Annotated in this window: 19 protein-coding genes; 9 read left to right on the forward strand and 10 right to left on the reverse strand. The window is 63.4% G+C overall.

What is annotated here, in order from left to right:
- Position 1 precedes the first annotated feature (1 nt).
- Complete coding sequence (locus BGP00_RS11120) at positions 2–1,342, forward strand: pyruvate dehydrogenase complex E1 component subunit beta (protein ID WP_292689323.1); 1,341 nt, start codon at positions 2–4, stop codon at positions 1,340–1,342.
- Positions 1,343–1,533: 191 nt separating this feature from the next.
- Here the strand turns inward: BGP00_RS11120 and leuA are convergent, their stop codons facing one another.
- From leuA to miaA, 7 genes are all read right to left on the reverse strand, one after another.
- Complete coding sequence (gene leuA, locus BGP00_RS11125) at positions 1,534–3,210, reverse strand: 2-isopropylmalate synthase (protein ID WP_292689324.1); 1,677 nt, start codon at positions 3,208–3,210, stop codon at positions 1,534–1,536.
- 202 nt (positions 3,211–3,412) lie between these two features.
- On the reverse strand, positions 3,413–4,036 hold the full coding sequence (locus BGP00_RS11130) for a TMEM175 family protein (RefSeq protein ID WP_292689325.1): 624 nt from the start codon (positions 4,034–4,036) through the stop codon (positions 3,413–3,415).
- On the reverse strand, positions 4,033–5,151 hold the full coding sequence (locus tag BGP00_RS11135) for a glycosyltransferase (RefSeq protein WP_292689326.1): 1,119 nt from the start codon (positions 5,149–5,151) through the stop codon (positions 4,033–4,035). The genes BGP00_RS11130 and BGP00_RS11135 overlap by 4 nt, the downstream gene beginning before the upstream one ends.
- A gap of 74 nt (positions 5,152–5,225) precedes the next feature.
- On the reverse strand, positions 5,226–6,245 hold the full coding sequence (gene ilvC / locus BGP00_RS11140) for a ketol-acid reductoisomerase (RefSeq protein WP_168602527.1): 1,020 nt from the start codon (positions 6,243–6,245) through the stop codon (positions 5,226–5,228).
- 153 nt (positions 6,246–6,398) lie between these two features.
- Positions 6,399–6,914 (reverse strand): acetolactate synthase small subunit, encoded by a 516-nt coding sequence (ilvN, locus tag BGP00_RS11145; protein ID WP_168602881.1) that lies wholly within the window; start codon positions 6,912–6,914, stop codon positions 6,399–6,401.
- Positions 6,915–6,931: 17 nt separating this feature from the next.
- The gene (gene ilvB / locus BGP00_RS11150; RefSeq protein ID WP_292689327.1) at positions 6,932–8,674 is read right to left on the reverse strand and encodes a biosynthetic-type acetolactate synthase large subunit; all 1,743 of its coding nucleotides are present in this window, start codon (positions 8,672–8,674) and stop codon (positions 6,932–6,934) included.
- Between the two features lie 245 nt (positions 8,675–8,919).
- Complete coding sequence (miaA, locus tag BGP00_RS11155) at positions 8,920–9,888, reverse strand: tRNA (adenosine(37)-N6)-dimethylallyltransferase MiaA (RefSeq protein WP_292689328.1); 969 nt, start codon at positions 9,886–9,888, stop codon at positions 8,920–8,922.
- Between the two features lie 121 nt (positions 9,889–10,009).
- On the opposite strand from miaA, the gene serB reads away from it, so the two are divergent.
- A complete protein-coding gene (gene serB, locus BGP00_RS11160) occupies positions 10,010–10,753 on the forward strand; it encodes a phosphoserine phosphatase SerB (protein ID WP_292689707.1) in 744 nt (247 codons plus the stop codon).
- 251 nt (positions 10,754–11,004) lie between these two features.
- Here the strand turns inward: serB and purL are convergent, their stop codons facing one another.
- The gene (gene purL, locus BGP00_RS11165; protein ID WP_292689329.1) at positions 11,005–13,158 is read right to left on the reverse strand and encodes a phosphoribosylformylglycinamidine synthase subunit PurL; all 2,154 of its coding nucleotides are present in this window, start codon (positions 13,156–13,158) and stop codon (positions 11,005–11,007) included.
- A 128-nt stretch (positions 13,159–13,286) separates the two neighbouring features.
- Between purL and BGP00_RS11170 the strand changes: the two genes are divergently transcribed.
- The 6 genes from BGP00_RS11170 (at position 13,287) to BGP00_RS11195 (ending at position 17,502) form a co-directional block, all read left to right on the forward strand.
- The gene (locus tag BGP00_RS11170; RefSeq protein ID WP_168602532.1) at positions 13,287–13,544 is read left to right on the forward strand and encodes an exodeoxyribonuclease VII small subunit; all 258 of its coding nucleotides are present in this window, start codon (positions 13,287–13,289) and stop codon (positions 13,542–13,544) included.
- A gap of 15 nt (positions 13,545–13,559) precedes the next feature.
- The gene (locus tag BGP00_RS11175; RefSeq protein WP_168602533.1) at positions 13,560–14,462 is read left to right on the forward strand and encodes a polyprenyl synthetase family protein; all 903 of its coding nucleotides are present in this window, start codon (positions 13,560–13,562) and stop codon (positions 14,460–14,462) included.
- 72 nt (positions 14,463–14,534) lie between these two features.
- The gene (coaD, locus tag BGP00_RS11180) at positions 14,535–15,071 is read left to right on the forward strand and encodes a pantetheine-phosphate adenylyltransferase (RefSeq protein WP_168602534.1); all 537 of its coding nucleotides are present in this window, start codon (positions 14,535–14,537) and stop codon (positions 15,069–15,071) included.
- Between the two features lie 112 nt (positions 15,072–15,183).
- Complete coding sequence (locus BGP00_RS11185) at positions 15,184–15,900, forward strand: peptidylprolyl isomerase (protein ID WP_292689330.1); 717 nt, start codon at positions 15,184–15,186, stop codon at positions 15,898–15,900.
- A gap of 7 nt (positions 15,901–15,907) precedes the next feature.
- Entirely contained in the window at positions 15,908–16,942 is a 1,035-nt protein-coding gene (queA, locus tag BGP00_RS11190; protein ID WP_292689331.1) for a tRNA preQ1(34) S-adenosylmethionine ribosyltransferase-isomerase QueA, read from the forward strand.
- Between the two features lie 101 nt (positions 16,943–17,043).
- Positions 17,044–17,502 carry a hypothetical protein gene (locus tag BGP00_RS11195; protein ID WP_168602537.1) on the forward strand — a complete coding sequence of 153 codons (459 nt, stop codon included), beginning with the start codon at positions 17,044–17,046 and terminating at the stop codon, positions 17,500–17,502.
- A gap of 15 nt (positions 17,503–17,517) precedes the next feature.
- Here BGP00_RS11195 and BGP00_RS11200 read toward each other — a convergent pair whose 3' ends face one another.
- Both BGP00_RS11200 and bla read right to left on the reverse strand, forming a co-directional pair.
- Positions 17,518–18,267 (reverse strand): TSUP family transporter, encoded by a 750-nt coding sequence (locus BGP00_RS11200; RefSeq protein ID WP_292689708.1) that lies wholly within the window; start codon positions 18,265–18,267, stop codon positions 17,518–17,520.
- Between the two features lie 2 nt (positions 18,268–18,269).
- Complete coding sequence (gene bla, locus BGP00_RS11205) at positions 18,270–19,160, reverse strand: subclass B3 metallo-beta-lactamase (protein WP_292689332.1); 891 nt, start codon at positions 19,158–19,160, stop codon at positions 18,270–18,272.
- 86 nt (positions 19,161–19,246) lie between these two features.
- Here bla and tgt point away from each other — a divergent pair, with 86 nt between their 5' ends.
- Positions 19,247–20,374, forward strand: a complete 1,128-nt coding sequence (tgt, locus tag BGP00_RS11210; RefSeq protein WP_292689333.1) for a tRNA guanosine(34) transglycosylase Tgt — start codon at positions 19,247–19,249, stop codon at positions 20,372–20,374.
- Positions 20,375–20,548: the final 174 nt, after the last annotated feature.

Here is a 20,548-nt window from a genome sequence, read left to right on the forward strand (position 1 = left end):
GATGGCGATTGAACTCAAGATGCCCGCTCTCTCGCCCACCATGGAAGAGGGCAAGCTGGCCAAATGGCTGGTCAAGGTTGGCGATGAAGTGCGTTCCGGCGACATTCTGGCCGAAATCGAAACCGACAAGGCGACGATGGAATTCGAAGCGGTGGACGAAGGCACCATCGGTTCGATCCTGATCGCGGAAGGCACCGAAGGCGTTAAGGTCGGCACGGTCATCGCGCTGATCGGCGGCGAAGGTGAGGCTGCGGCTTCGGCTCCCGCTGCTGCTCCGGCCGCTCCGGCGGCGGCTACCTCGGCCCCCGCGCTGGTGGCCGCGCCCCGTCCGGCCGACCCGGTCATCCCGCATGGCACCAACATGAAGACCTCGACCGTGCGTGACGCGCTGCGTGACGCCATGGCCGAGGAAATGCGCCGCGATCCGCGCGTGTTTGTCATGGGCGAAGAAGTGGCCGAATATCAGGGCGCCTATAAGGTGACTCAGGGCCTGCTGGCCGAATTCGGGCCGAAGCGGGTCATTGACACACCGATCACCGAATATGGCTTTGCCGGTATCGGTACGGGCGCGGCGATGGGCGGTCTGCGCCCGGTGATCGAGTTCATGACGTTCAACTTCGCCATGCAGGCGATTGACCACATCATCAACTCGGCGGCCAAGACCAACTATATGTCGGGCGGCCAGATGCGTTGCCCGGTGGTGTTCCGTGGCCCCAACGGTGCGGCCAGCCGCGTGGGTGCGCAGCACTCGCAGAACTATGGCCCGTGGTATGCCAACGTGCCCGGCCTGATCGTGATCGCGCCTTATGACGCTTCGGACGCCAAGGGGCTGCTCAAGGCTGCTATCCGTAGCGAAGATCCGGTCGTGTTCCTTGAAAACGAGCTGATCTATGGCCGCTCGTTCGAACTGCCTGAACTGGACGACCACGTTCTGCCCATCGGCAAGGCCCGCATCATGCGTGAGGGCAAGGACGTGACCATCGTGTCCTATTCGATCGGCGTGGGTCTGGCTCTCGAAGCCGCCGAAGCGCTGGCAGCGGAAGGCATCGATGCCGAAGTCATCGATCTGCGCACGCTGCGTCCGCTCGACAAGGAAACGGTGCTGGCCTCGCTGGCCAAGACCAACCGCCTTGTCGTGGCCGAAGAAGGCTGGCCGACCTGCTCGATCGCCTCGGAAATCGCGGCCATCGCGATGGAAGATGGCTTCGACTATCTCGACGCGCCGGTTGTTCGCGTGTGCAATGAAGACGTTCCGCTGCCCTATGCGGCGAACCTCGAAAAGGCTGCGCTGATCAACACGCCGCGCATCATCGAGGCGGTCAAGAAGGTCTGCTATCGCTAAGCAGAGCTTCGGCTAAGGAATTGGGCGCCCTCTGTCGCAAGGCAGGGGGCGCCTTTTTTGTTGGGCGATGGCCATTCCATGCTGCAGGCCCAAACCCGTCGAGCATGACGCGCTGAGAGGCGTAACGGACGCAAACAGAAAGGCCGAGGATCGCTCCCGGCCTTTCCATTTTCCGCTGATGCCGTGATCGGTCAGGCAGGCTTCAGCGCATTGGCCGCGCTCAGTACTGCGCGCACCGAGGCGGTGGCGATGTCATTGTCGAGACCAACGCCCCAGACGGTCTGGCCATCGGGACCAACAGCCTCGATATAGGCCGCAGCCTTGGCTTCCGAACCGGCCGAGAGGGCATGTTCGGAATAATCCTTCACCGAAATCGCCACCCCGAAATGCTCGGCCAGCGTGGCGACCACCGAGGAGATCAGGCCATTGCCGCGCCCGGAGACGCTGCGTTCCTGACCATCGACGCCGATTTTTCCGGCGAACACGCGGGTGCCGTCGGGCGCGCGCGCTTCCTCGTAATCGACCAGTTGCAGATGCTGCGGATCGTTGACGTAATAGACGCGCTGGAACACATCCCAGATGTCGCTGGCCACCAGTTCGCGGCCCAGTTGATCAGCCAGTTCCTGCACATGGCGGCTGAAATGCGCCTGCATCTTCTTGGGCAGCTTCAGGCCCTGATCCTGCTCCAGCACCCAGGCAAAGCCGCCCTTGCCGCTCTGCGAATTGACGCGGATGACGGCTTCATACGAGCGGCCCAGATCCGCCGGATCGATGGGCAGATAGGGCACCGCCCAGAGCTGGTCATTGCGCTGCTCCTGTGCGGCAAAGCCCTTCTTGATCGCGTCCTGATGGCTGCCGGAAAAGGCCGTGAAGACCAGTTCGCCGCCATAGGGATGGCGCTCGGGCACGGGCAGTTGATTGCAATATTCGACCGTCTGGATCACCTCGTCAATGTCCGAAAAATCCAGACCCGGCGAAACGCCCTGCGTGTACATGTTCATCGCCACGGTCACCAGGCAGCAATTGCCCGTGCGCTCGCCATTGCCGAACAGACAGCCCTCGACGCGATCCGCGCCCGCCATCAGGCCCAGTTCGGCCGCCGCCACGCCCGTGCCGCGATCATTATGCGTGTGCAGGCTGATCACCGCACTTTCGCGATTGGGCAGGTTGCGGCAGAAATATTCGATCTGGTCGGCGTAAACATTGGGCGTCGCGCATTCGACCGTCGCGGGCAGGTTGAGGATGATCGGATTCTCCGGCGTAGGCTGGAGAATGTTCATCACCGCCTCGCAGCACTCGATGCTGAAATCCAGCTCGGCGGTGGAGAAGGTTTCGGGCGAATATTCAAACTGCCACTTGGTCTGCGGGAAACGCGCGGCATTGTCGCGCAGCAGCTTGGCGGCGTTTTCTGCAATGGCGCGCACCTGCGGCTTTTCCATGCCGAACACGACATTGCGCCACAGCGGCGAAACGGCGTTGTAAACATGGACGATGGCCGAATGGATGCCCGCCAGCGATTCGAAGCTGGTCTTGATCAGATCCTCGCGCGCCTGCGTCAGCACCTGAATCAGCACGTCATCCGGCACACGGCCCTGATCGACCAGACCACGGATGAAGTCATATTCGGTCGCGCCCGCGCTGGGGAAGCCGACCTCGATTTCCTTGAGGCCCACCTTGACCAGCAGGTCGAAGAAGCGGTTCTTCTTTTCCGCGCCCATCGGGTCGATCAGGCTCTGGTTGCCGTCGCGCAGGTCGGTCGAGAGCCAGCGGGGGGCTTTCTCGATCACCTTGGACGGCCAGGTGCGATCGGGGATGTTGATCTGCGGAAACGGACGATACTTGACCGAAGGGTCTTTCAGCATGGACATGACAGGATCTCGTAAGGCTGGATGTGCGACTTGAGGCTAGATGCTTGCTCCCTTGAGCGCCGCGCGCGCTCAATCGGCACGCCAGCTCACGCCCAAGGGCGGATAAGTCGCAGGGTAAGGTCCAGATGGATGGTCATGCCTTTGCCTATGACCTCAGAAGGGCGCGAAGTAAAGTGTTGATTGGCCCACCATGCAAAACCGTTCACTCCGCGCCGCAGGCCTCGAACAGGCGGTCGATCGGCCCTGCGGGCAGAAACCACAGCACCGCCACCGCCCCGGCGCAGCCGATGCCGGCCCATGGTTGCCACAGCGCAAGACCTAGCCCGCCAATATAGAGAATGGCCGAAACCAGCCCCTTGCGCGTGCTGGTGCGGTAATAGGCCTCGGCGGCGGGGGTCCGATGGCCATGGCGCCGCACATCGGCCTGCAACGGCACATAACAGATCGCCGGCGCCAGCATGACGGCCAGATAGAGCATCGTGGCGTCACGGTTGAAATGGTGTTCGCCCAGATAAGCGGTGGCAAAGGGCACCAGCGAAAGGACGAAGAGCAGCCCCATATTGTTCCACACCAGCCGGTTGGTGACGCGCGTGGCATGCGCCAGCAGGCGGTGATGGTTCACCCAGTAGATCGCTACATAGGCAAAGCTGACAAGATAAGCGAGGAACACCGGCCAGAGCTGGAGCAGGGGTTGCCAGCCTTCTTCCTTGGGCGCGTGCAGTTCCAGCACCATAATGGTGATGATGATGGCCAGCACGCCGTCGGAAAAGGCCTCTACCCGGCTGATGCTGCCGCGTGTTTCAAAGGAATCGTCGTTCTTGCTCATGCCGTGCCCCCCATGGCGGAATTGCGATCATGCACCACCCGGTCGAACCACGCCAGATAGGCGTCCGCACAAGGCTCGGCCGCCAGATGGGCAATCAACGGGCGCAGCAGCGCAGGCGAGGGGCGGGGCGTGCGCGCCACCGTCAGCAGGCCATGGGCCAGCGGATCGGGTTTGCGACAGGGCACGATCATGCCTGCCTCGGGAATGGCCATGATGTCGCGCAGGAAATGCGAGCAATCGGTCGAAACCACCGGCACGCCATGGGCCAGCGCCTCGACCGCCACGGCGGGGCCGCCCTCAAAAGTGCTGGAGACGAACAGTGCATCCGCCTCGGCCAGAAAGGGGTCGATGGCCGGGACATGGCCCATAAAGCGCACCTTGTCGCCCAGCCCCATGCGGGCCGCCATCCTCTCCATGCGTGGGCGCAGATAGCCTTCGCCCAGCATGGTCAGGCGGGCTGGCGCGATCCGGTTCAGCGCAGCGATGGTTTTCAGCGCAAGGGGCGCGTCCTTCTGTGGCTCAAACCGGCCCGCCCACAGGATCTCCAGCCGATCCCCGGTGGGGCGATGCGGGGCGGGATTATCGGCCAGAAAGACCGGATCATACAGCGTCGAGACATTGACCCATGGCGCGATGGCGCGGATCTCTGCCTCAAGCCCGGTGTTCATCGCGGCAAACCCGTCCAGATTGCGGGCAAAGCGGCGCAAGAGCCAGCGCACCGGCCCGGCCACGATGCCCTTGGGCACGGCGGGATTGGAAATCTTGGCCACCAGCGCGGCGGCACCACGTACCTTGGCCAAAGCCGGGATCAGCGGGAAATGGAAATTGCCCGGCAGGAAGATCACATCGGGCTTCAGGCGCTCGACATAGGGCGCCATCGCTGGCCCGAGTCGCAGGCGTGAGGTCAGGCTGCGCGGCAGCGGTGGGTCAAGTTCGACCACTTCGATGCGCGGATCGACCGTATCCTCCAACCCGCCCACGCGCGCGCCGCACAGGATCGTCACCCGCCGCCCTTGATCGATCCAGCGTCGCGCCATGCCAAGGGCAATACGTTCGGTGCCGCCCCGATTGAAATCGTGGAAACAGATCAGGATATGGTCGGCGCGCATCGTCATCGCGCCAGCCATAAACAAGAAAGCGCGCCGGGCAAGACTGCCGGGCGCGCTTCCGTGCGATCAGGAAAGAACGCTTAGTTCTTGGTCTGGTCAACCAGCTTGTTGGCGCCGATCCAGGGCATCATGGCGCGCAGCTTGGCGCCGGTTTCCTCGATCGGGTGACGCTTGGCGGCGATGCGCGAAGCCTTCAGTTCGGGCTGACCGGCGCGGTTGTCGAGAACGAAGTTCTTCACGAAGCGGCCCGACTGGATGTCTTCCAGAACGCGCTTCATTTCCTTCTTGGTTTCGTCGGTGATGATGCGCGGACCGGTCACGATGTCGCCATATTCGGCGGTGTTCGAGATCGAGTAGCGCATGTTGGCGATGCCGCCTTCATACATCAGGTCGACGATCAGCTTCAGTTCATGGAGGCATTCGAAATAGGCCATTTCCGGCGCATAACCGGCTTCGACCAGCGTTTCAAAACCGGCCTGAACCAGCGCGGTGGCGCCGCCGCACAGCACAGCCTGCTCGCCGAACAGGTCGGTTTCGCATTCTTCGCGGAAGTTGGTTTCGATGATGCCCGAACGGCCGCCGCCAACGCCCGAAGCATAGGCCAGAGCTATGTCATGGGCATTGCCGGTCACGTTCTGGTGGATGGCAACGAGGCAGGGCACGCCGCCGCCCTTCACATATTCGCCGCGCACGGTGTGACCCGGGCCCTTGGGGGCGATCATGATGACGTCGATGTCGGCGCGCGGTTCGATCAGGCCGAAGTGAACGTTCAGGCCGTGAGCGAAAGCCAGAGCAGCGCCCGGCTTCAGGTTGGCGTGCAGGTCGGCGGCATAGATCGCGGCCTGATGCTCGTCGGGAGCCAGGATCATGAGAACGTCGGCCCAAGCGGCGGCGTCAGCGTTCGAGAGAACCTTGAAGCCGGCGCCTTCCGCCTTGGCGGCCGAGGCCGAACCGGGACGCAGCGCGATGGCCACTTCCTTCACGCCCGAATCACGCAGGTTCTGCGCATGGGCGTGGCCCTGCGAACCATAGCCGAGGATGGCGATCTTCTTGTTTACGATCAGGTTCAGATCGGCGTCGGCGTCGTAATAGACCTTCACAGCAATTCCCCTTGAATGCCCCCGCGCTTGGCGCTTTCAAAGGGGCCGGACAGGTGCCACCTGTCGGTGGCGGGTTTCAGATTTGGCGCGGCATCTGCATCAGACTGCCGCCCCGGTCAAGTTCAGGATTTCCGGGCGCGCCGGAGCCCCTTTTTAAGATTTGCGCGTCCCTCGCACCATGCCAACCACACCCGTGCGGGCGGTTTCGACAAGGCCCAGCTCGTTCATCAGGCTGACGAACATGTCGATCTTGTCGGGCGTGCCGGTCAGCTCGAAAATGAAGCTCTGCGTGGTGGTGTCCACGGGCCGCGCGCGGAACACATCGGCAAGGCGCAGCGCCTCGACCCGGTTCTCGCCCTTGCCGACCACCTTGACCAGCGCCAGTTCGCGCTCGACATAGGGGCCTTCCTCGGTCAGATCGATCACCTTGTGAACGGGCACAAGGCGGTCAAGCTGGGCATGGATCTGGTCGATCACATCGGGCGGGCCATGCGTCACGATGGTGATGCGGCTGGTCGAATGATCCTCGGTGATTTCCGACACGGTCAGGCTGTCGATATTATAGCCGCGCGCGGTGAACAGGCCCGCGATCTTGGCCAGAATGCCCGCCTCATTGTCGACCACCAGCATCAGAACATGGCGTTCCTCGGCGGCGTGCTTGATCTTCATCATCTCTCTCGCCCTCCTTACACCAGCGCCTTGGCTTCATCGTCGATGATCCCGGCCACATTGTCGCCATAGAGGATCATGTCGGTATGCGCCGCGCCCGAGGGGATCATCGGGAAGCAGTTGGTTTCCTTGTGAACACAGCAATCCACGATCACCGGCCCCGGATGGTCGATCATCGCCTGAATGCCTGCGTCCAGTTCGGATTCGTTCTGGATGCGGATGCCCTTCCAGCCATAGGCCTCGGCCAGCTTCACGAAATCGGGCAGCGAGTCCGAATAGCTGTTCGAATAACGGCTCTCATAGGTCAGTTCCTGCCACTGGCGGACCATGCCCATCCATTCGTTGTTCAAAATGAACACCTTGACCGGCAGGCGATATTGCGTCGCGGTGCCCAGTTCCTGAATGTTCATCTGGATCGAGGCGTCGCCGGCAATGTCGATCACCAGACTGTCGGGATTGCCCAATTGCGCGCCGATGGCGGCGGGCAGGCCATAACCCATCGTGCCAAGGCCCCCGCTCGTCAGCCACTTGTTGGGGCCGAAGAAGTGGAAATACTGCGCCGCCCACATCTGATGCTGGCCGACCTCGGTGCTGATGACGGGATCGCGGTCCTTGGTCAGCTCGAACAGGCGCTCGATCGCATATTGCGGTGCGATAGTGCTGTTATAGCGCGGATAGGACAGGCTCTTCTTCGCCTTCCAGCCCTTCACGCGCTCTTTCCACGCGGTCAGATCCTGCGGCTTGCGATTGCCCCAAGCCTCGACCATCTGGCCCAGAACAGTCGCGCAATCGCCCACGATGGGCAGATCGACGCGGATGATCTTGTTGATGCTGGAGCGGTCGATGTCGATGTGGATCTTGGTCGAATTGGGCGCAAAGGCGTCCAGACGGCCCGTCACGCGGTCATCCCAGCGCGCGCCGATGCACAGGATCAGGTCGGCCTGATTCATCGCCCAGTTGGCCTCATACGTGCCATGCATGCCCAACATGCCCAGCCAGTCGTCATGCCCGGCCGGGAACGCGCCCAGACCCATCAGCGTAGACGTGACCGGCGCGCCCGTCAGCGCCTGAAGCTGGCGCAGCAATTCAGAGGCGCGGGGGCCTGAGTTGATCACGCCGCCGCCGGTATACAGCACCGGCGCCTTGGCATTGGCCAGCAGTTCAACCGCCTGCGCGATCTCGCTTTCGCTGCCCGCCATGCGCGGCTGATAGCGGTTGCGGCGCTGGACCGGGCCTTCGGGGAAATGGGCGGTGGCGATCTGGACGTCCTTGGGAATGTCGATCACGACCGGACCGGGGCGGCCCGTCGTGGCGATCTGGAACGCCTCGTCGATCACCTTGGCCAGATCGGCGGGATCCTTGACCAGATAATTGTGCTTGCAGCAGTGACGCGTGATGCCAACGGTGTCGGCTTCCTGAAACGCGTCCGAACCGATCAGCGGCGTGCCGACCTGTCCGGTGATGACCACCATCGGAATCGAGTCGAGGAAGGCGTCGGCAATGCCGGTGACGGCATTGGTCGCGCCGGGGCCGGACGTGACCAGCACCACGCCGGGCTTGCCGGTGGAGCGCGCATAGCCTTCGGCGGCATGGGCCGCGCCCGCTTCGTGGCGGACAAGGATGTGGCGCATGCGTGCATCGTTAAACAACGCGTCATAGATCGGCAGCACCGCGCCGCCCGGATAGCCGAATACGCATTCGACCCCCTGACGGGCAAGGCTTTCAACCAGAATTTGCGCACCGCTCAGCTCTTGGCTCACGGGAATCCATCCTTCTATCACAATGTTTGCGGCCACCGGCCCCGTATGGGGTGCGTGCTCACGACAATCGCGCGGCCATGGCCAAGCTTGGCCTGCTGCGCAAGAGGGGAAATGGTGCAAAACCGCGAAATTCAGCCATTTTGCGGCTGTCTGCCCATTCATGCCCCACCGGCACACAGGCGCTTCCACACCTGTCTATCGATGACGGCTCGGGCTCTAGGTGATGCAAAATGTCTCGTCAAGGATTAATCGTGAAATAAAATATCAAAATGAGTTTTTAGGGCGACATTTGTTTCGCCTGCGCGTGGCCAGTCGGCCGGTGGCTGGTGGCGAAACCAGGTATATTGGCGCTTGGCATATTGGCGCGTGGCCTGCGCGCCATCGGCGATCGCTTCGTCCAGCGACATGTCTCCACGCAGATGCGCCGCCAGCGAGGAAACCCCGATCGCCCGCATCACCGGCAGCGCCGGGTCCAGCCCGCGCGCAACCAGCGCCTCGACCTCGGCCAGCGCGCCTTGCTCTACCATCAGCCCAAAGCGCCGGTCGCAGCGCTCATAAAGCCAGTCGCGGTCGGGCAGCAGGATCAGCGGGGCCAGCCGGATCGTTTCGCCAATCCCGCCCTCCAGCCTTTGCTGCCAATGGGCCAGCGTCTGGCCGGTTGAGCGGACGACCTCCAGCGCGCGATGGACGCGGGTGGTGTCGTTGGCGTGCAAGGTGGCGGCCCGTTCGGGGTCAAGGCGGCTCAGTTCTTCGTGCGCCTCGCCCACAGGCATGGCGCGCACCGCCTCGCGCACTTCGGGCGCGATTTCGGGCACGGGCGCGATGCCATAGAGCAGCGTGCGTAGATAAAGCCCGGTGCCGCCGACAAGAATCGGCGTGATCCCGGCATCATGGGCCGCTGCGATCTCCTCGCGCGCCCGCGCCGCCCAATCGGCGGCCGAGCAGCTCTGCGCCCCATCCCATGCGCCATAGAGGCGGTGGGGGATTTCCGCCTGCTCCTGCGCCGAGGGCGCCGCCGAGAGAACCGGCAGGTCGGCATAAAGCTGCGCGCTGTCGGCATTGACGATGGCCGCGCCCCGCCCGGATTTTTCCAGCGCGCGCGCAAGGCCCATGGCAATATCGCTCTTGCCGCTGGCGGTCGGGCCTGCAATGAGGCCGACCAAAGGGCGGGCTGACGGGCCTGTCGAGGAATGAAGGGATATTTCGGTGCTCATTGCGCGCGTATTAGCAGATTGCGGGGACCTGTCGGCAAGGATTGATACGTTGCTGGAGGCTTTGAGCGAAGGCGAGGCCTCGGCCGATGCGCGCGAACTGCCCGGCAATGTGTGGGAAGTCATTGTCGAAGGCGTGGCGCTGGAGGATCTGCGCGGGGCCATCGACACCCATGTGGGCGTCTCGGACGCGTTGATCGCGGATCATAAAATCCGCATTCCCAAACTGTTCATCTCGGACATGGATTCGACGATGATTTCGGCGGAATGCATCGATGAACTGGCCGATTTTGCCGGGATCAAGGATCGCGTCGCCGATATCACCGAGCGTGCCATGCGCGGCGAACTGGACTTTGCCCAGGCGCTGACCGAGCGGGTCGGACTGCTCAAGGACTTGCCCGCTCAGGCGATTGCCGATTGCCTCGATCAGCGGATCTTCCCGATGAAGGGCGCCAAGGTGCTGGTTGAAACGCTCAAGGCCAAGGGGTGCCGCACTGTGCTGGTGACGGGTGGCTTCCATCAGTTTGCCGATCCGGTGGCCGAGCAGCTTGGTTTTGAGCGCGTGGTGGCCAACCGCCTCGCTGTGGCCGATGGACGACTGACCGGCGGGCTTGATGGCCCGATCTGCGACAGCAGCACCAAGAAGGCCACGCTGATCGAAGAAATGGCGGCGCTGGGCGAGGGGGCGGTGGCGCTGGCCACCGGCGATGGCGCCAATGATATCCCGATGATCGAAGCGGCGGCCTATGGCGTGGCCTTCGAGGCCAAGCCCAAGGCCCGAGCGGCGGCCAATGGCTGGGTGGATCGCGGGGATCTGACGGCGGTGTTGCGTTTGCTCGGCGTGGCCGAGGCGGATTGGGTTCAGTAAAAGGGGGGTGCCTCCGGCGGGCAAAGGGTCTTGGACCCTTTGCAATCCCGTTACTGTCTTTGTCGCGTTCGGTACCGGCCTTGATTGATCGGCGCGGCGTTTGAAAAATGAAAGCCTGCGGCGCGGAAACCTCAAGGGTTAAAGCGCCGCAGGCTTTTTCATTCATCCTATTGGGATGATGTGGCGGGCTGATCAAAACCCCATAAAGGGATTGCAAAGGGCCGAGGCCCTTTACCCGCCGGAGGCTGAAATCAGCCCTCCATCCAATCCTTAAAGAACGCCTCATGGGCACGCTTCAGATCCGACACCAGCACGCCGGCCACATCCGCGCCGCCAACAGTGCCCAGACGCACCGCGCCTTCGAGCACAACATCACCCGCCGTGGTCACGACATAGCGCGACTGGTCCTCACCAAAGGCCTGCGCAGTGTTGAACGTCACGTCGAGTCGTGCGCCGATGCCGCCCGCCATCGCCATTTCGGCAATCGCCACCAGCAGGCCGCCATCCGAAACGTCATGCACGGCGGTGGCCACGCCATCGGCGATCAACTGGCGCACGGTTTCACCATTGCGGCGTTCGACGTTCAGGTCGACGGCAGGGGCGGGGCCTTCCTCACGCCCGGCCACTTCGCGCAGCCAGATCGACTGACCAAGATGCGAGCCTTCCGGCCCGATCAGCCAGATCGCATCGCCCGCCTTCTTGAACTTCACGGTGGCCATCTTTTCGTGGTTCAGCATCAGGCCGACGCCGCCGATCGCGGGCGTGGGCAGGATGGCCGAGCCGCCGCCGGTGGCTTTCGATTCGTTGTAGAGCGAGACGTTGCCCGACACGATGGGATAGTCCAGCGCGCGGCAGGCATCGCCCATGCCTTCGAGGCAGCCCACGATCTGGCCCATGATTTCGGGGCGCTGCGGGTTGGCGAAGTTGAGGCAGTTGGTGATCGCCAGCGGCGTTGCGCCCACCGCGCAGATATTGCGCCACGTTTCGGCCACGGCCTGCTTGCCGCCCTCATAGGGATCGACGAAGCAATAGCGCGGGGTGCAGTCGGTGCTGATGGCCAGCGCCTTGTCGGTGCCATGCACGCGCACCACGGCCGCATCGCCGCCGCTCTTTTGCAGCGTGTCGCCGCCGACCTGCGAATCGTATTGCTCGAAAATCCACTTGCGCGAGGCCAGATCGGGGCAGCCGATCAGCTTGAGCAGGTCCGCACCAATGTCGGCGCTTTCCGCCACATCGCCCAGGGGAGCGGGCTTGGGCGTGGGCGTGGAGGGACGGTCATAGAGCGGGGCATCCTCGGCCAGGGGGCCGAGCGGGATGTTGCAGACTTCCTCGCCCTTGAAGGTCAGCACCATGTGGCCGGTGTCGGTCACTTCGCCGATCACGGCAAAGTCCAGCTCCCACTTCTTGAAGATCGCCTCGGCCATCGGCTCCTTGCCGGGCTTCAGCACCATGAGCATACGCTCCTGGCTTTCCGAGAGCATCATTTCATAGGGCGTCATACCGGTTTCGCGGCAGGGCACCTTGTCCATGTTCAGGATGATGCCCGCCTTGCCATTGGTGGCCATTTCCACCGAGGAGGAGGTCAGGCCCGCAGCGCCCATGTCCTGAATGGCGACGATGGCGTCGGTGGCCATCAGTTCGAGGCAGGCTTCGATCAGCAGCTTTTCGACGAAAGGATCGCCAACCTGCACGGTCGGGCGCTTCTCCTCGATGTCGTCGCCAAAATCAGCGCTGGCCATGGTGGCGCCATGGATGCCGTCGCGGCCGGTCTTGGAACCCACATAGACGATGGGGTTGCCCACGCCCGTGGCGGCGGAATAGAAGATCTTGTCCGTGTCGGCCACGCCAACGGTCATGGCGTTCACAAGAACGTTGCCGTCATAGGCCTTGTGGAAATTGGTTTCGCCGCCAACGGTGGGCACGCCCACGCAATTGCCATAACCGCCGATGCCCGCAACCACGCCCTGCACCAGATGCTTCATCTTGGGGTGATCGGGACGGCCGAAACGCAGCGCGTTCATATTGGCCACCGGGCGCGCGCCCATGGTGAACACGTCGCGCAGAATGCCGCCAACGCCGGTCGCGGCGCCCTGATAGGGTTCGATATACGAGGGGTGGTTGTGCGATTCCATCTTGAAGATGGCAGCCTGTCCGTCGCCAATGTCGATCACGCCGGCATTTTCGCCGGGGCCGCAGATGACCCAGGGCGCCTCGGTCGGCAGCTTCTTGAGGTGCAGGCGGCTCGACTTGTACGAGCAATGCTCCGACCACATGACCGAGAAAATGCCCAGTTCGACAAGGTTCGGCTCGCGCCCGAGCGCGTGGAGAACCTTGTCATATTCCTCCGGGCTAAGCCCGTGGGCGGCGACAACTTCGGGGGTGATCGTGCTGGCGGCGTTTGTCATGGCCGCGCCCTTAGCGCCATGGCAGGCAGATTTCCAGAGCGTATCGGTCGCTCATGAACGTGTATAGTTGCACGATGCCCTTGGGGGAGCCTTGACCGGGCCGGGCAATTGGGGCCATGGCAATGCGCATGAGCCAAGAAATTGCAAGTTCGCCCGAGCTTTCCGGTCTTAGTTTCGAGGATGCCCTGCGCGCATTGGAAGATGTCGTGCGGCGGCTGGAGGGCGGCGAAGTGCCGCTTGATGAATCAATCACTTTGTATGAACGGGGCGAATCGCTGCGCAAGGCCTGTCAGGCCCGACTGGATTCGGCGCAGGCGCGCATCGAGCGCATCGTGGCCGGGCCCGATGGCGCGCCCGCCGGTCTGCGCCCGCTCGACGAACAATAAGGGAAGGGGCAAGCCATGGCTGTTGTGACCGATAATCTGTTGGCTCAGGGGCTGAAAAGCATCCAGGCCGATATTGACGCTGCTTTCGATTCGTTGCTGCCGGTTCCCGAGGATCCGCGCGCCCGCCTGTTCGAGGCGATGCGCTATGCCGTGATCGGCGGTGGCAAGCGGGTGCGGCCCTTGCTGGTGGCGGCGGTGGCCGAAATGTACGGGGTGGACCGGAATGCGGCGGTGCGTGTGGGGGCGGCCATCGAATCGGTTCATGTCTATTCGCTGATCCACGATGATTTGCCGTGTATGGACAATGACGCGCTGCGCCATGGCAAGCCGACGCTGCATCTGGCCTTTGACGAGGCTACGGCGGTGCTGGCGGGCGATGCGCTGCAGTGTTTTGCCTTTGAACTGCTGGCCGATGTGGCCACCAGCGGCGATCCCTTTGTGCGGGTCGAACTGGTGACGACCCTGGCCACGGCCAGCGGCCATAACGGGATGGCGGGCGGCCAGATGATGGATATCGCCGCCGAAACCGCCAGTTTCGATCTGGCGACCGTGACCCGCCTGCAGCAGCTCAAGACGGGCGCCTTGCTGGGCGCGGCGGTCGAACTGGGCGCAATTCTGGGCAAGGTTCCGCCGGAAGGTCGTCGCCATCTGCGCGCCTATGCCCGTGATATCGGCCTTGCGTTCCAGATCGTGGACGATCTGCTGGATCACGAAGGCGATGCGGCGCTGGCGGGCAAGGCTTTGCGCAAGGATGCCGAAGCGGGCAAGGAAACCTTCGTCTCGCTGCTGGGCGCCGAGCGCGCGCGCGAACAGGCGCGGCTGCTGATCGATCAGGCCATTGCCCATCTGGCAAGCCATGGTCCCGAGGCCGACCTGCTGCGCGCGCTGGCCCGTTTTATCGTTGAGCGTGATCGTTAATAGGCTGGACCGGTTGCTTCTCCGGCTTTACGCATAAGGCAATCTTAGGCCGGGGGAGCGCAGGGGTCAGGCATGGCAAATATACTTCACGGCGTCACCGAGCGGGTCGGCGTCTATCCCGGCACATTCGATCCGATCACGCTGGGCCATGCCGATATCATCCGGCGCGGGGCGAAACTGGTGGACCGGCTGATCATCGGCGTGACCACCAATCCCTCGAAAAACCCGTTGTTCGCCCCCGAAGAGCGGATGGCCATGGTTACGCGCGAAGTGGCGGATATGGGCCTGGATAATGTCAGCGTGGTGGGCTTCAATGCGCTGCTGATGAAATTTGCCGAGAGGCAGGGAGCCAGCGTCATCCTGCGCGGCCTGCGCGCGGTGGCCGATTTCGAATATGAATATCAGATGGCCGGCATGAACCAGCAGTTGAACGCCGGGATCGAGACGGTGTTTCTGATGGCCGATGTGTCTTTGCAGCCCATCGCCAGCAAACTGGTCAAGGAAATCGCGCTGTTCGGTGGCGAAATCGCCAAATTCGTCAGCCCCGCCGTGCGCGCCGATGTCATGGCGCGTATTGATAAAGTCGGGCGAATGGGAGACGATGGATGAACCGTGCCGAATTTTCGGTGACTGGTTCATTGCCACGACAGCCTTGGCGGTCTATCGCCGCCGCAATTGGTCCCAAGCCGGGCCTTGGGTGCCATACTTGCAAGAGAGCCGCATGAAACGTCCTGATTTCGCCAAAACCGCGCTTGCTGTGTTGCTGGGCGCTGCGATGCTGTCCACCGGGGCCTGCGCCCGCCATCATGACAAGACGCCCAAGCTGGCCAATCTGAAGGCCGAAGCGGCGCTTCCGGCGAACAACCTGTCGGCCAAGGTCGATCAGGATATCTCGCATGATCCCGACAATGTGCTGCTGCTCGATCTGTCGAATGGCGGGCGCGTAGCCATCCGCCTGATGCCGAAATGGGCGCCCGCCCATGTGGAACGCATCAAGACGCTGACCCGTCAGGGTTTTTATGACGGCATCATCTTTCACCGCGTGATCGAAGGCTTTATGGCCCAGACGGGCGACCCGACGGGCACGGGCGCGGGCGGATCGAAGCTGCCGGACCTCAAGGCCGAATTCAATTCGATCCCGCATGTGCGTGGCTCGGTGTCGATGGCGCGCACCAATGAGCCGGACACCGCCAACAGCCAGTTCTTTATCGTTTTCTATCCGCGCTTTGCGCTGGACAAGCGCTACACGAACTTTGGCCGCGTGATTGCGGGCATGGATATTGTCGATGCCATCGTGCGCGGCGAACCGCCCAGCAATCCGACCAAGATCCTACAGGCATCGATTGCATCGGACAACAAGCCGCGCCCGGTGATCGCCGCGCCGACGGCTGCGCCCAAGATCAGCATCGACCAGTTGAACAACTCGCGTTCGAACTGAGGCTGTTTTGCGCGTCGATCTGTTTGATTTTGCCCTGCCGCCCGAAAATATCGCGCTGAGGCCCGTGTCTCCGCGCGATTCGGCGCGTATGCTGCTGGCGGGCCCCACCGGCGATTTTGGTGAGCATCAGGTGCGCGACCTGCCGCAATTGTTGCGCGCGGGCGATGTGCTGGTGTTCAACGACACGCGGGTGATCCCGGCCCAGCTTGAGGGCCAGCGGGGCGTGGCGCGTATCGGCGCGACGCTGCACAAACGCATCGACCTGCGCCGCTGGCAGGCCTTTGTCCGCAATGGCAAGCGCCTGCGCGAGGGCGATGTGATCGCCTTTCCGGCCGAGGTTGCCGCCACGGCCGAGGCCCGCCATGAGGATGGCAGTTGGACACTGGCCTTCCATGGAGATGAGCCGGTCGAAGTTCTGCTGGAGCGCGCCGGACGGATGCCCCTGCCGCCCTATATCGCAGGCAAGCGGCCTACCGACGAGGCCGACAAGCGCGATTATCAGACGATGTTTGCGCAAAAGGACGGCGCGGTGGCCGCGCCCACGGCGGCGCTGCATTTCACGCCCGAACTGATCGCGGGCCTCGAAGCCGCTGGCATCGCGCGCGAATTTCTCACGCTCCATGTCGGTGCTGGCACGTTCCTGCCGGTCAAGGCCGATGACACCACCGACCACCAGATGCACGCCGAATGGGGCACGATCAGCCCCGAGGCTGCCGAACGCCTGAATGCCGCGCGCCGCGCGGGGGGGCGGGTGATAGCGGTGGGGACGACCTCGCTGCGCCTGCTCGAATCAGCCACTGGCGAGGACGGGGTGATCCAGCCTTTCAGCGGCGACACGTCGATCTTCATTACGCCGGGCTATCGTTTCCGCGCGATTGACGGGCTGATGACCAATTTTCACCTGCCCAAATCCACGCTCTTCATGCTGGTGTCCGCGCTGATGGGGCTGGACCGGATGCAGGCGGTCTATGCCCATGCCATCGCCACGGGCTATCGCTTCTATTCCTACGGCGATTCCAGCCTGCTTTTGCCGCAAGGCTGACACGGGCCGAACCGGGGGGCTGAATTGCGGCTTGCCTTGGGGCGGGCGCTCGGCCAGTTTCGGCGGGGATCGAAAAGTCAGGATGGATAGGAATGGCCGATATGAAAAAGACACTTGGGATCGCAAGCCTGTTGGCCATGGTCGCCGCGCCCGCTCTGGCGCAGGCGCCGGCGGTGGATGAGGGCTCGCAGAAGCTGGCTGAATGCGTGACCACCAAGGCCACCGCCGAGGATAAGGCGGCCCTGTCCAAATGGGTGGCGGTCGAGATCGCCTCCTCGGCCCCGGCGGCGGGCGTGGTCACGGTCGATGCCGAGAAAAAGGCGGCGCTCGACAAGGATGTGGCCAAGATCTTCACCCGGCTGGTGGTGACGGATTGCTATGATGTGGCCAAGCCTTTGGCCAAGCAGGGCAGCGCGCAGATGTTTCGCGCGGCGGGCGCTGCGTTCTGGCGCTTTGCCATTCGCGAACTGTCGGCGACACCGGGCGTGGCCAGCGGCATTGTGCGCAGCTATGTCTCACAGATCAATCAGCAGGATTTCATCCGCCTGATCCAGCAGTAAAACCCTCGGTCTGGTTCATCCCGCGAACCAGCCCCAGACCAGCTTGGCGGTCAGCGACAGGCTGACCGTCACCAGCAGCGGGCGGATGAATTTCGCGCCCAGCCTGGTGGCCATATGCGAGCCCGCCCATGCCCCCGTCATCGAACCGAGCGCCATGCACAGGCCCAGCCCCACCATGATCTGCCCCCCCAGCGCAAACACCGTCAGCGAGGCCAGATTGCTGGTCAGGTTGAACAATTTGGTCAGGCCTGTCGCCCGCGTCAGACCAAAGCCGCGCAGGGAAACCAGGGTGATGGCAAAGAACTGACCTGTGCCGGGGCCAAAGAAACCGTCATAGAAACCGATCCCGCCGGCCACGGGCAGATAGGTCTTCTCGTCGATCTTTGCCTCGCCCTCATGGTCATGCATCTTGGGGCTGAGCAGCGTATAGGCCGCCATGGCGATCAGCAGCACCGGCACCAGCAGCTTGAGCACGGCGGGGTTGATCCGCTGCACCGCCCAAGCGCCCAGCGCCGCACCCACCAGCACGAAGGCGACCGCCGCGAGATTGGGCCGCAGCCGGAAAAGACCCGCCCGGTGATAACGCCATGTGGCCAGCGCCGTGCCGCTGCAGGATTGCAGCTTGTTCGTGCCCAGCACCATCGCCGGGGGCAGGCCCGCGTAGATCAGCGCGGGCACGGTGATCAGCCCGCCGCCCCCCGCCACCGCATCGACAAAACCCGCCACCGCCGCAACGCCGGTCAATGCGGGATACATCACATCCATCGTCACTTGGCCGCCTCGCGGGCGAGGGTGGTGTTCAACCGTTCCTCGAACCGGGCGACCGTGGCGGCGCAGGCCCCCTTGTCCTCCCAACTGACGCTGCCCGGCGCGTGCATAGCGGCGGCCACTTTGTCGTCGGTCTGGCTGTGTTCGGGGTGGCCGGTGATGAGATAGTCGCAGGGGAAGGCTTTGGCCTTGGCGAAGGACTGGCGGAAAGAGGCGACGACGGCGGCATGTTCGGGCGCCGAAAAGCGATAGGTATCGGCCGCCGTGGCGCTCAGGCTGGCCATGAAGACCATGGCGCGGCATCCGGTTTTGGGCGCGCAGGTTTGCCATGTCCAGCTGGTCGATCCGGCGGTATGGCCGGGGGTGAAACGCGCGGTGACCACTGTATCGCCAAGTTTGATCTGGCCGCCATCTCGGATGGCCCGTAGGCGCGTCGGCGCGGGAAAGGGTTTGAGATCGCCGTTCTGCGGGTCTTCCACCCCGGTCTGTCCATTACGCAGCGCGGCCACCGTATAGGGGCTGGCGATCACGGTTGCGCCTGTATCGCGCGCCAAAGCCGCCACGCCGCCCGCATGGTCGAAATGCGCCTCGGTCACAAGGATATAGCGCACATCCGAGGGCTTGTGGCCAAGGCTGCGGATCTGGGCCTTCAACTGCGGCTCCAATTGCGGCAGGCCTGCGTCGATCACCACCAGCCCCGCGCCTGTGTCGATCACCGCCGTGTTGAGATGGACCGAACCTGCCATCCATGTCTTGCCATAGATGGGGATCGGCGCGCGCGGCTGCATCCAGCGGTCGGTATAGCTGGTGGTGATCGGGCGGGTCAGCGGATCGTCAGCAGCCAGAACGGGGGAGGCCAGAAGGGCGAGGAGCAGGGCGGCTTTTTTCATGTGCGCCACGCTAGCGGCGAGCCGGGCCCGCGTCCAGTTTGCGGGCCAATTGCAGCCTATCGCATTTCCGCGTAAGGCGCGGGCCCATGACCCGTTTTCAATTCAACATCCACGCGCGCGACGGCAAGGCGCGCACCGGCACCATCCAGATGCAGCGCGGCGAAATCCGCACGCCCGCCTTCATGCCGGTGGGCACGGCGGCCACGGTCAAGGCGATGAAGCCCGAGACGGTGCGCTCGATCGGCGCCGACATCATTCTGGGCAACACCTATCACCTGATGCTGCGCCCCGGCGCCGAGCGCGTGGCGCGGCTGGGGGGATTGCACAAGTTCATGAACTGGGATCGCCCGATCCTGACCGACAGCGGCGGCTATCAGGTGATGAGCCTGTCGGATCTGCGCAAGATCACCGAGGAGGGCGTGACCTTTGCCAGCCATATCGACGGCAGCCGCCACAATCTGACGCCTGAGCGCAGCATGGAAATCCAGCGCCTGCTGGGCAGCGATATCGTGATGGCTTTCGATGAATGCCCCCGCGCCGATCAGCCCAAGGATGTGATCGAGCGCTCGATGCTGATGTCGATGCGCTGGGCGAAGCGCAGCCGCGAGGGCTTCGATTCGGGTGAAGAACATGCCGCGCGCTCGGCCTTGTTCGGCATCCAGCAGGGCGGGCTCAATGAGGATCTGCGCTCGATTTCGGCGGGCAAATTGCAGGAGATCGGCTTTGACGGCTATGCTATCGGCGGGCTGGCCGTGGGCGAGGGGCAGGAGGCGATGTTCGCCACGCTGGACTTTGCGCCGGGCCAGTTGCCCGAGGACAAGCCGCGATACCTGATGGGCGTGGGCAAGCCTGACGATCTGGTGGGCGCGGTCGAGCGCGGGGTCGATATGTTCGACTGCGTGCTGCCCAGCCGCTCCGGCCGCAATGGGCAGGCGTTTACGTGGAGCGGGCCGCTGAACATCCGCAACGCGAAACATGCCGAGGATACCGGGCCGATTGACGAGGATTGCACCTGCTCGGTCTGCGCCACCTACAGCCGGGCCTATCTGCACCATCTGAACAAGGCGGGAGAGATTCTGGGCGCCATGCTGATGACCGAGCATAATCTGGCGTTTTATCAGCAATTGATGGCAGGCATGCGCGCCGCGATTGCCGAAGGGCGGTTTGCGGGGTTTGCGGCAGGGTTTCGGGCAAGGTATTTTGCCGGGAAGTAACGAAGGTGATGCGAGGGACTCGTCCCTCGCGCTCCCGTTAGTGTCTGCGTTGTGTGCCGGGTTCGGCCAGAGGGTGTCGGGCGCGACCTTAGGGAATTAAAGCTTGCGGCGCCTTTAGCGCAACTTCAACCCGCCGCAGGCAGTCAAAATCATCTCGATCAGCGCTTAGCTGCG

It is taken from the genome of Novosphingobium sp. 63-713 (genome assembly GCF_001898925.1).
Lineage (GTDB): Bacteria > Pseudomonadota > Alphaproteobacteria > Sphingomonadales > Sphingomonadaceae > Novosphingobium.

Coding starts and splice junctions, on each gene's coding strand:
- leuA (WP_292689324.1), bottom strand. CDS start 3,210: ATGTCCATGCTGAAAGACCCTTCGGTCAAGTATCGTCCGTTTCCGCAG.
- BGP00_RS11130 (WP_292689325.1), bottom strand. CDS start 4,036: ATGAGCAAGAACGACGATTCCTTTGAAACACGCGGCAGCATCAGCCGG.
- BGP00_RS11175 (WP_168602533.1), top strand. CDS start 13,560: ATGGCTGTTGTGACCGATAATCTGTTGGCTCAGGGGCTGAAAAGCATC.
- BGP00_RS11170 (WP_168602532.1), top strand. CDS start 13,287: ATGAGCCAAGAAATTGCAAGTTCGCCCGAGCTTTCCGGTCTTAGTTTC.
- BGP00_RS11195 (WP_168602537.1), top strand. CDS start 17,044: ATGAAAAAGACACTTGGGATCGCAAGCCTGTTGGCCATGGTCGCCGCG.
- coaD (WP_168602534.1), top strand. CDS start 14,535: ATGGCAAATATACTTCACGGCGTCACCGAGCGGGTCGGCGTCTATCCC.
- BGP00_RS11200 (WP_292689708.1), bottom strand. CDS start 18,267: ATGGATGTGATGTATCCCGCATTGACCGGCGTTGCGGCGGTGGCGGGT.
- miaA (WP_292689328.1), bottom strand. CDS start 9,888: ATGAGCACCGAAATATCCCTTCATTCCTCGACAGGCCCGTCAGCCCGC.
- tgt (WP_292689333.1), top strand. CDS start 19,247: ATGACCCGTTTTCAATTCAACATCCACGCGCGCGACGGCAAGGCGCGC.
- BGP00_RS11185 (WP_292689330.1), top strand. CDS start 15,184: ATGAAACGTCCTGATTTCGCCAAAACCGCGCTTGCTGTGTTGCTGGGC.
- bla (WP_292689332.1), bottom strand. CDS start 19,160: ATGAAAAAAGCCGCCCTGCTCCTCGCCCTTCTGGCCTCCCCCGTTCTG.
- BGP00_RS11135 (WP_292689326.1), bottom strand. CDS start 5,151: ATGACGATGCGCGCCGACCATATCCTGATCTGTTTCCACGATTTCAAT.
- ilvN (WP_168602881.1), bottom strand. CDS start 6,914: ATGAAGATCAAGCACGCCGCCGAGGAACGCCATGTTCTGATGCTGGTG.
- BGP00_RS11120 (WP_292689323.1), top strand. CDS start 2: ATGGCGATTGAACTCAAGATGCCCGCTCTCTCGCCCACCATGGAAGAG.
- purL (WP_292689329.1), bottom strand. CDS start 13,158: ATGACAAACGCCGCCAGCACGATCACCCCCGAAGTTGTCGCCGCCCAC.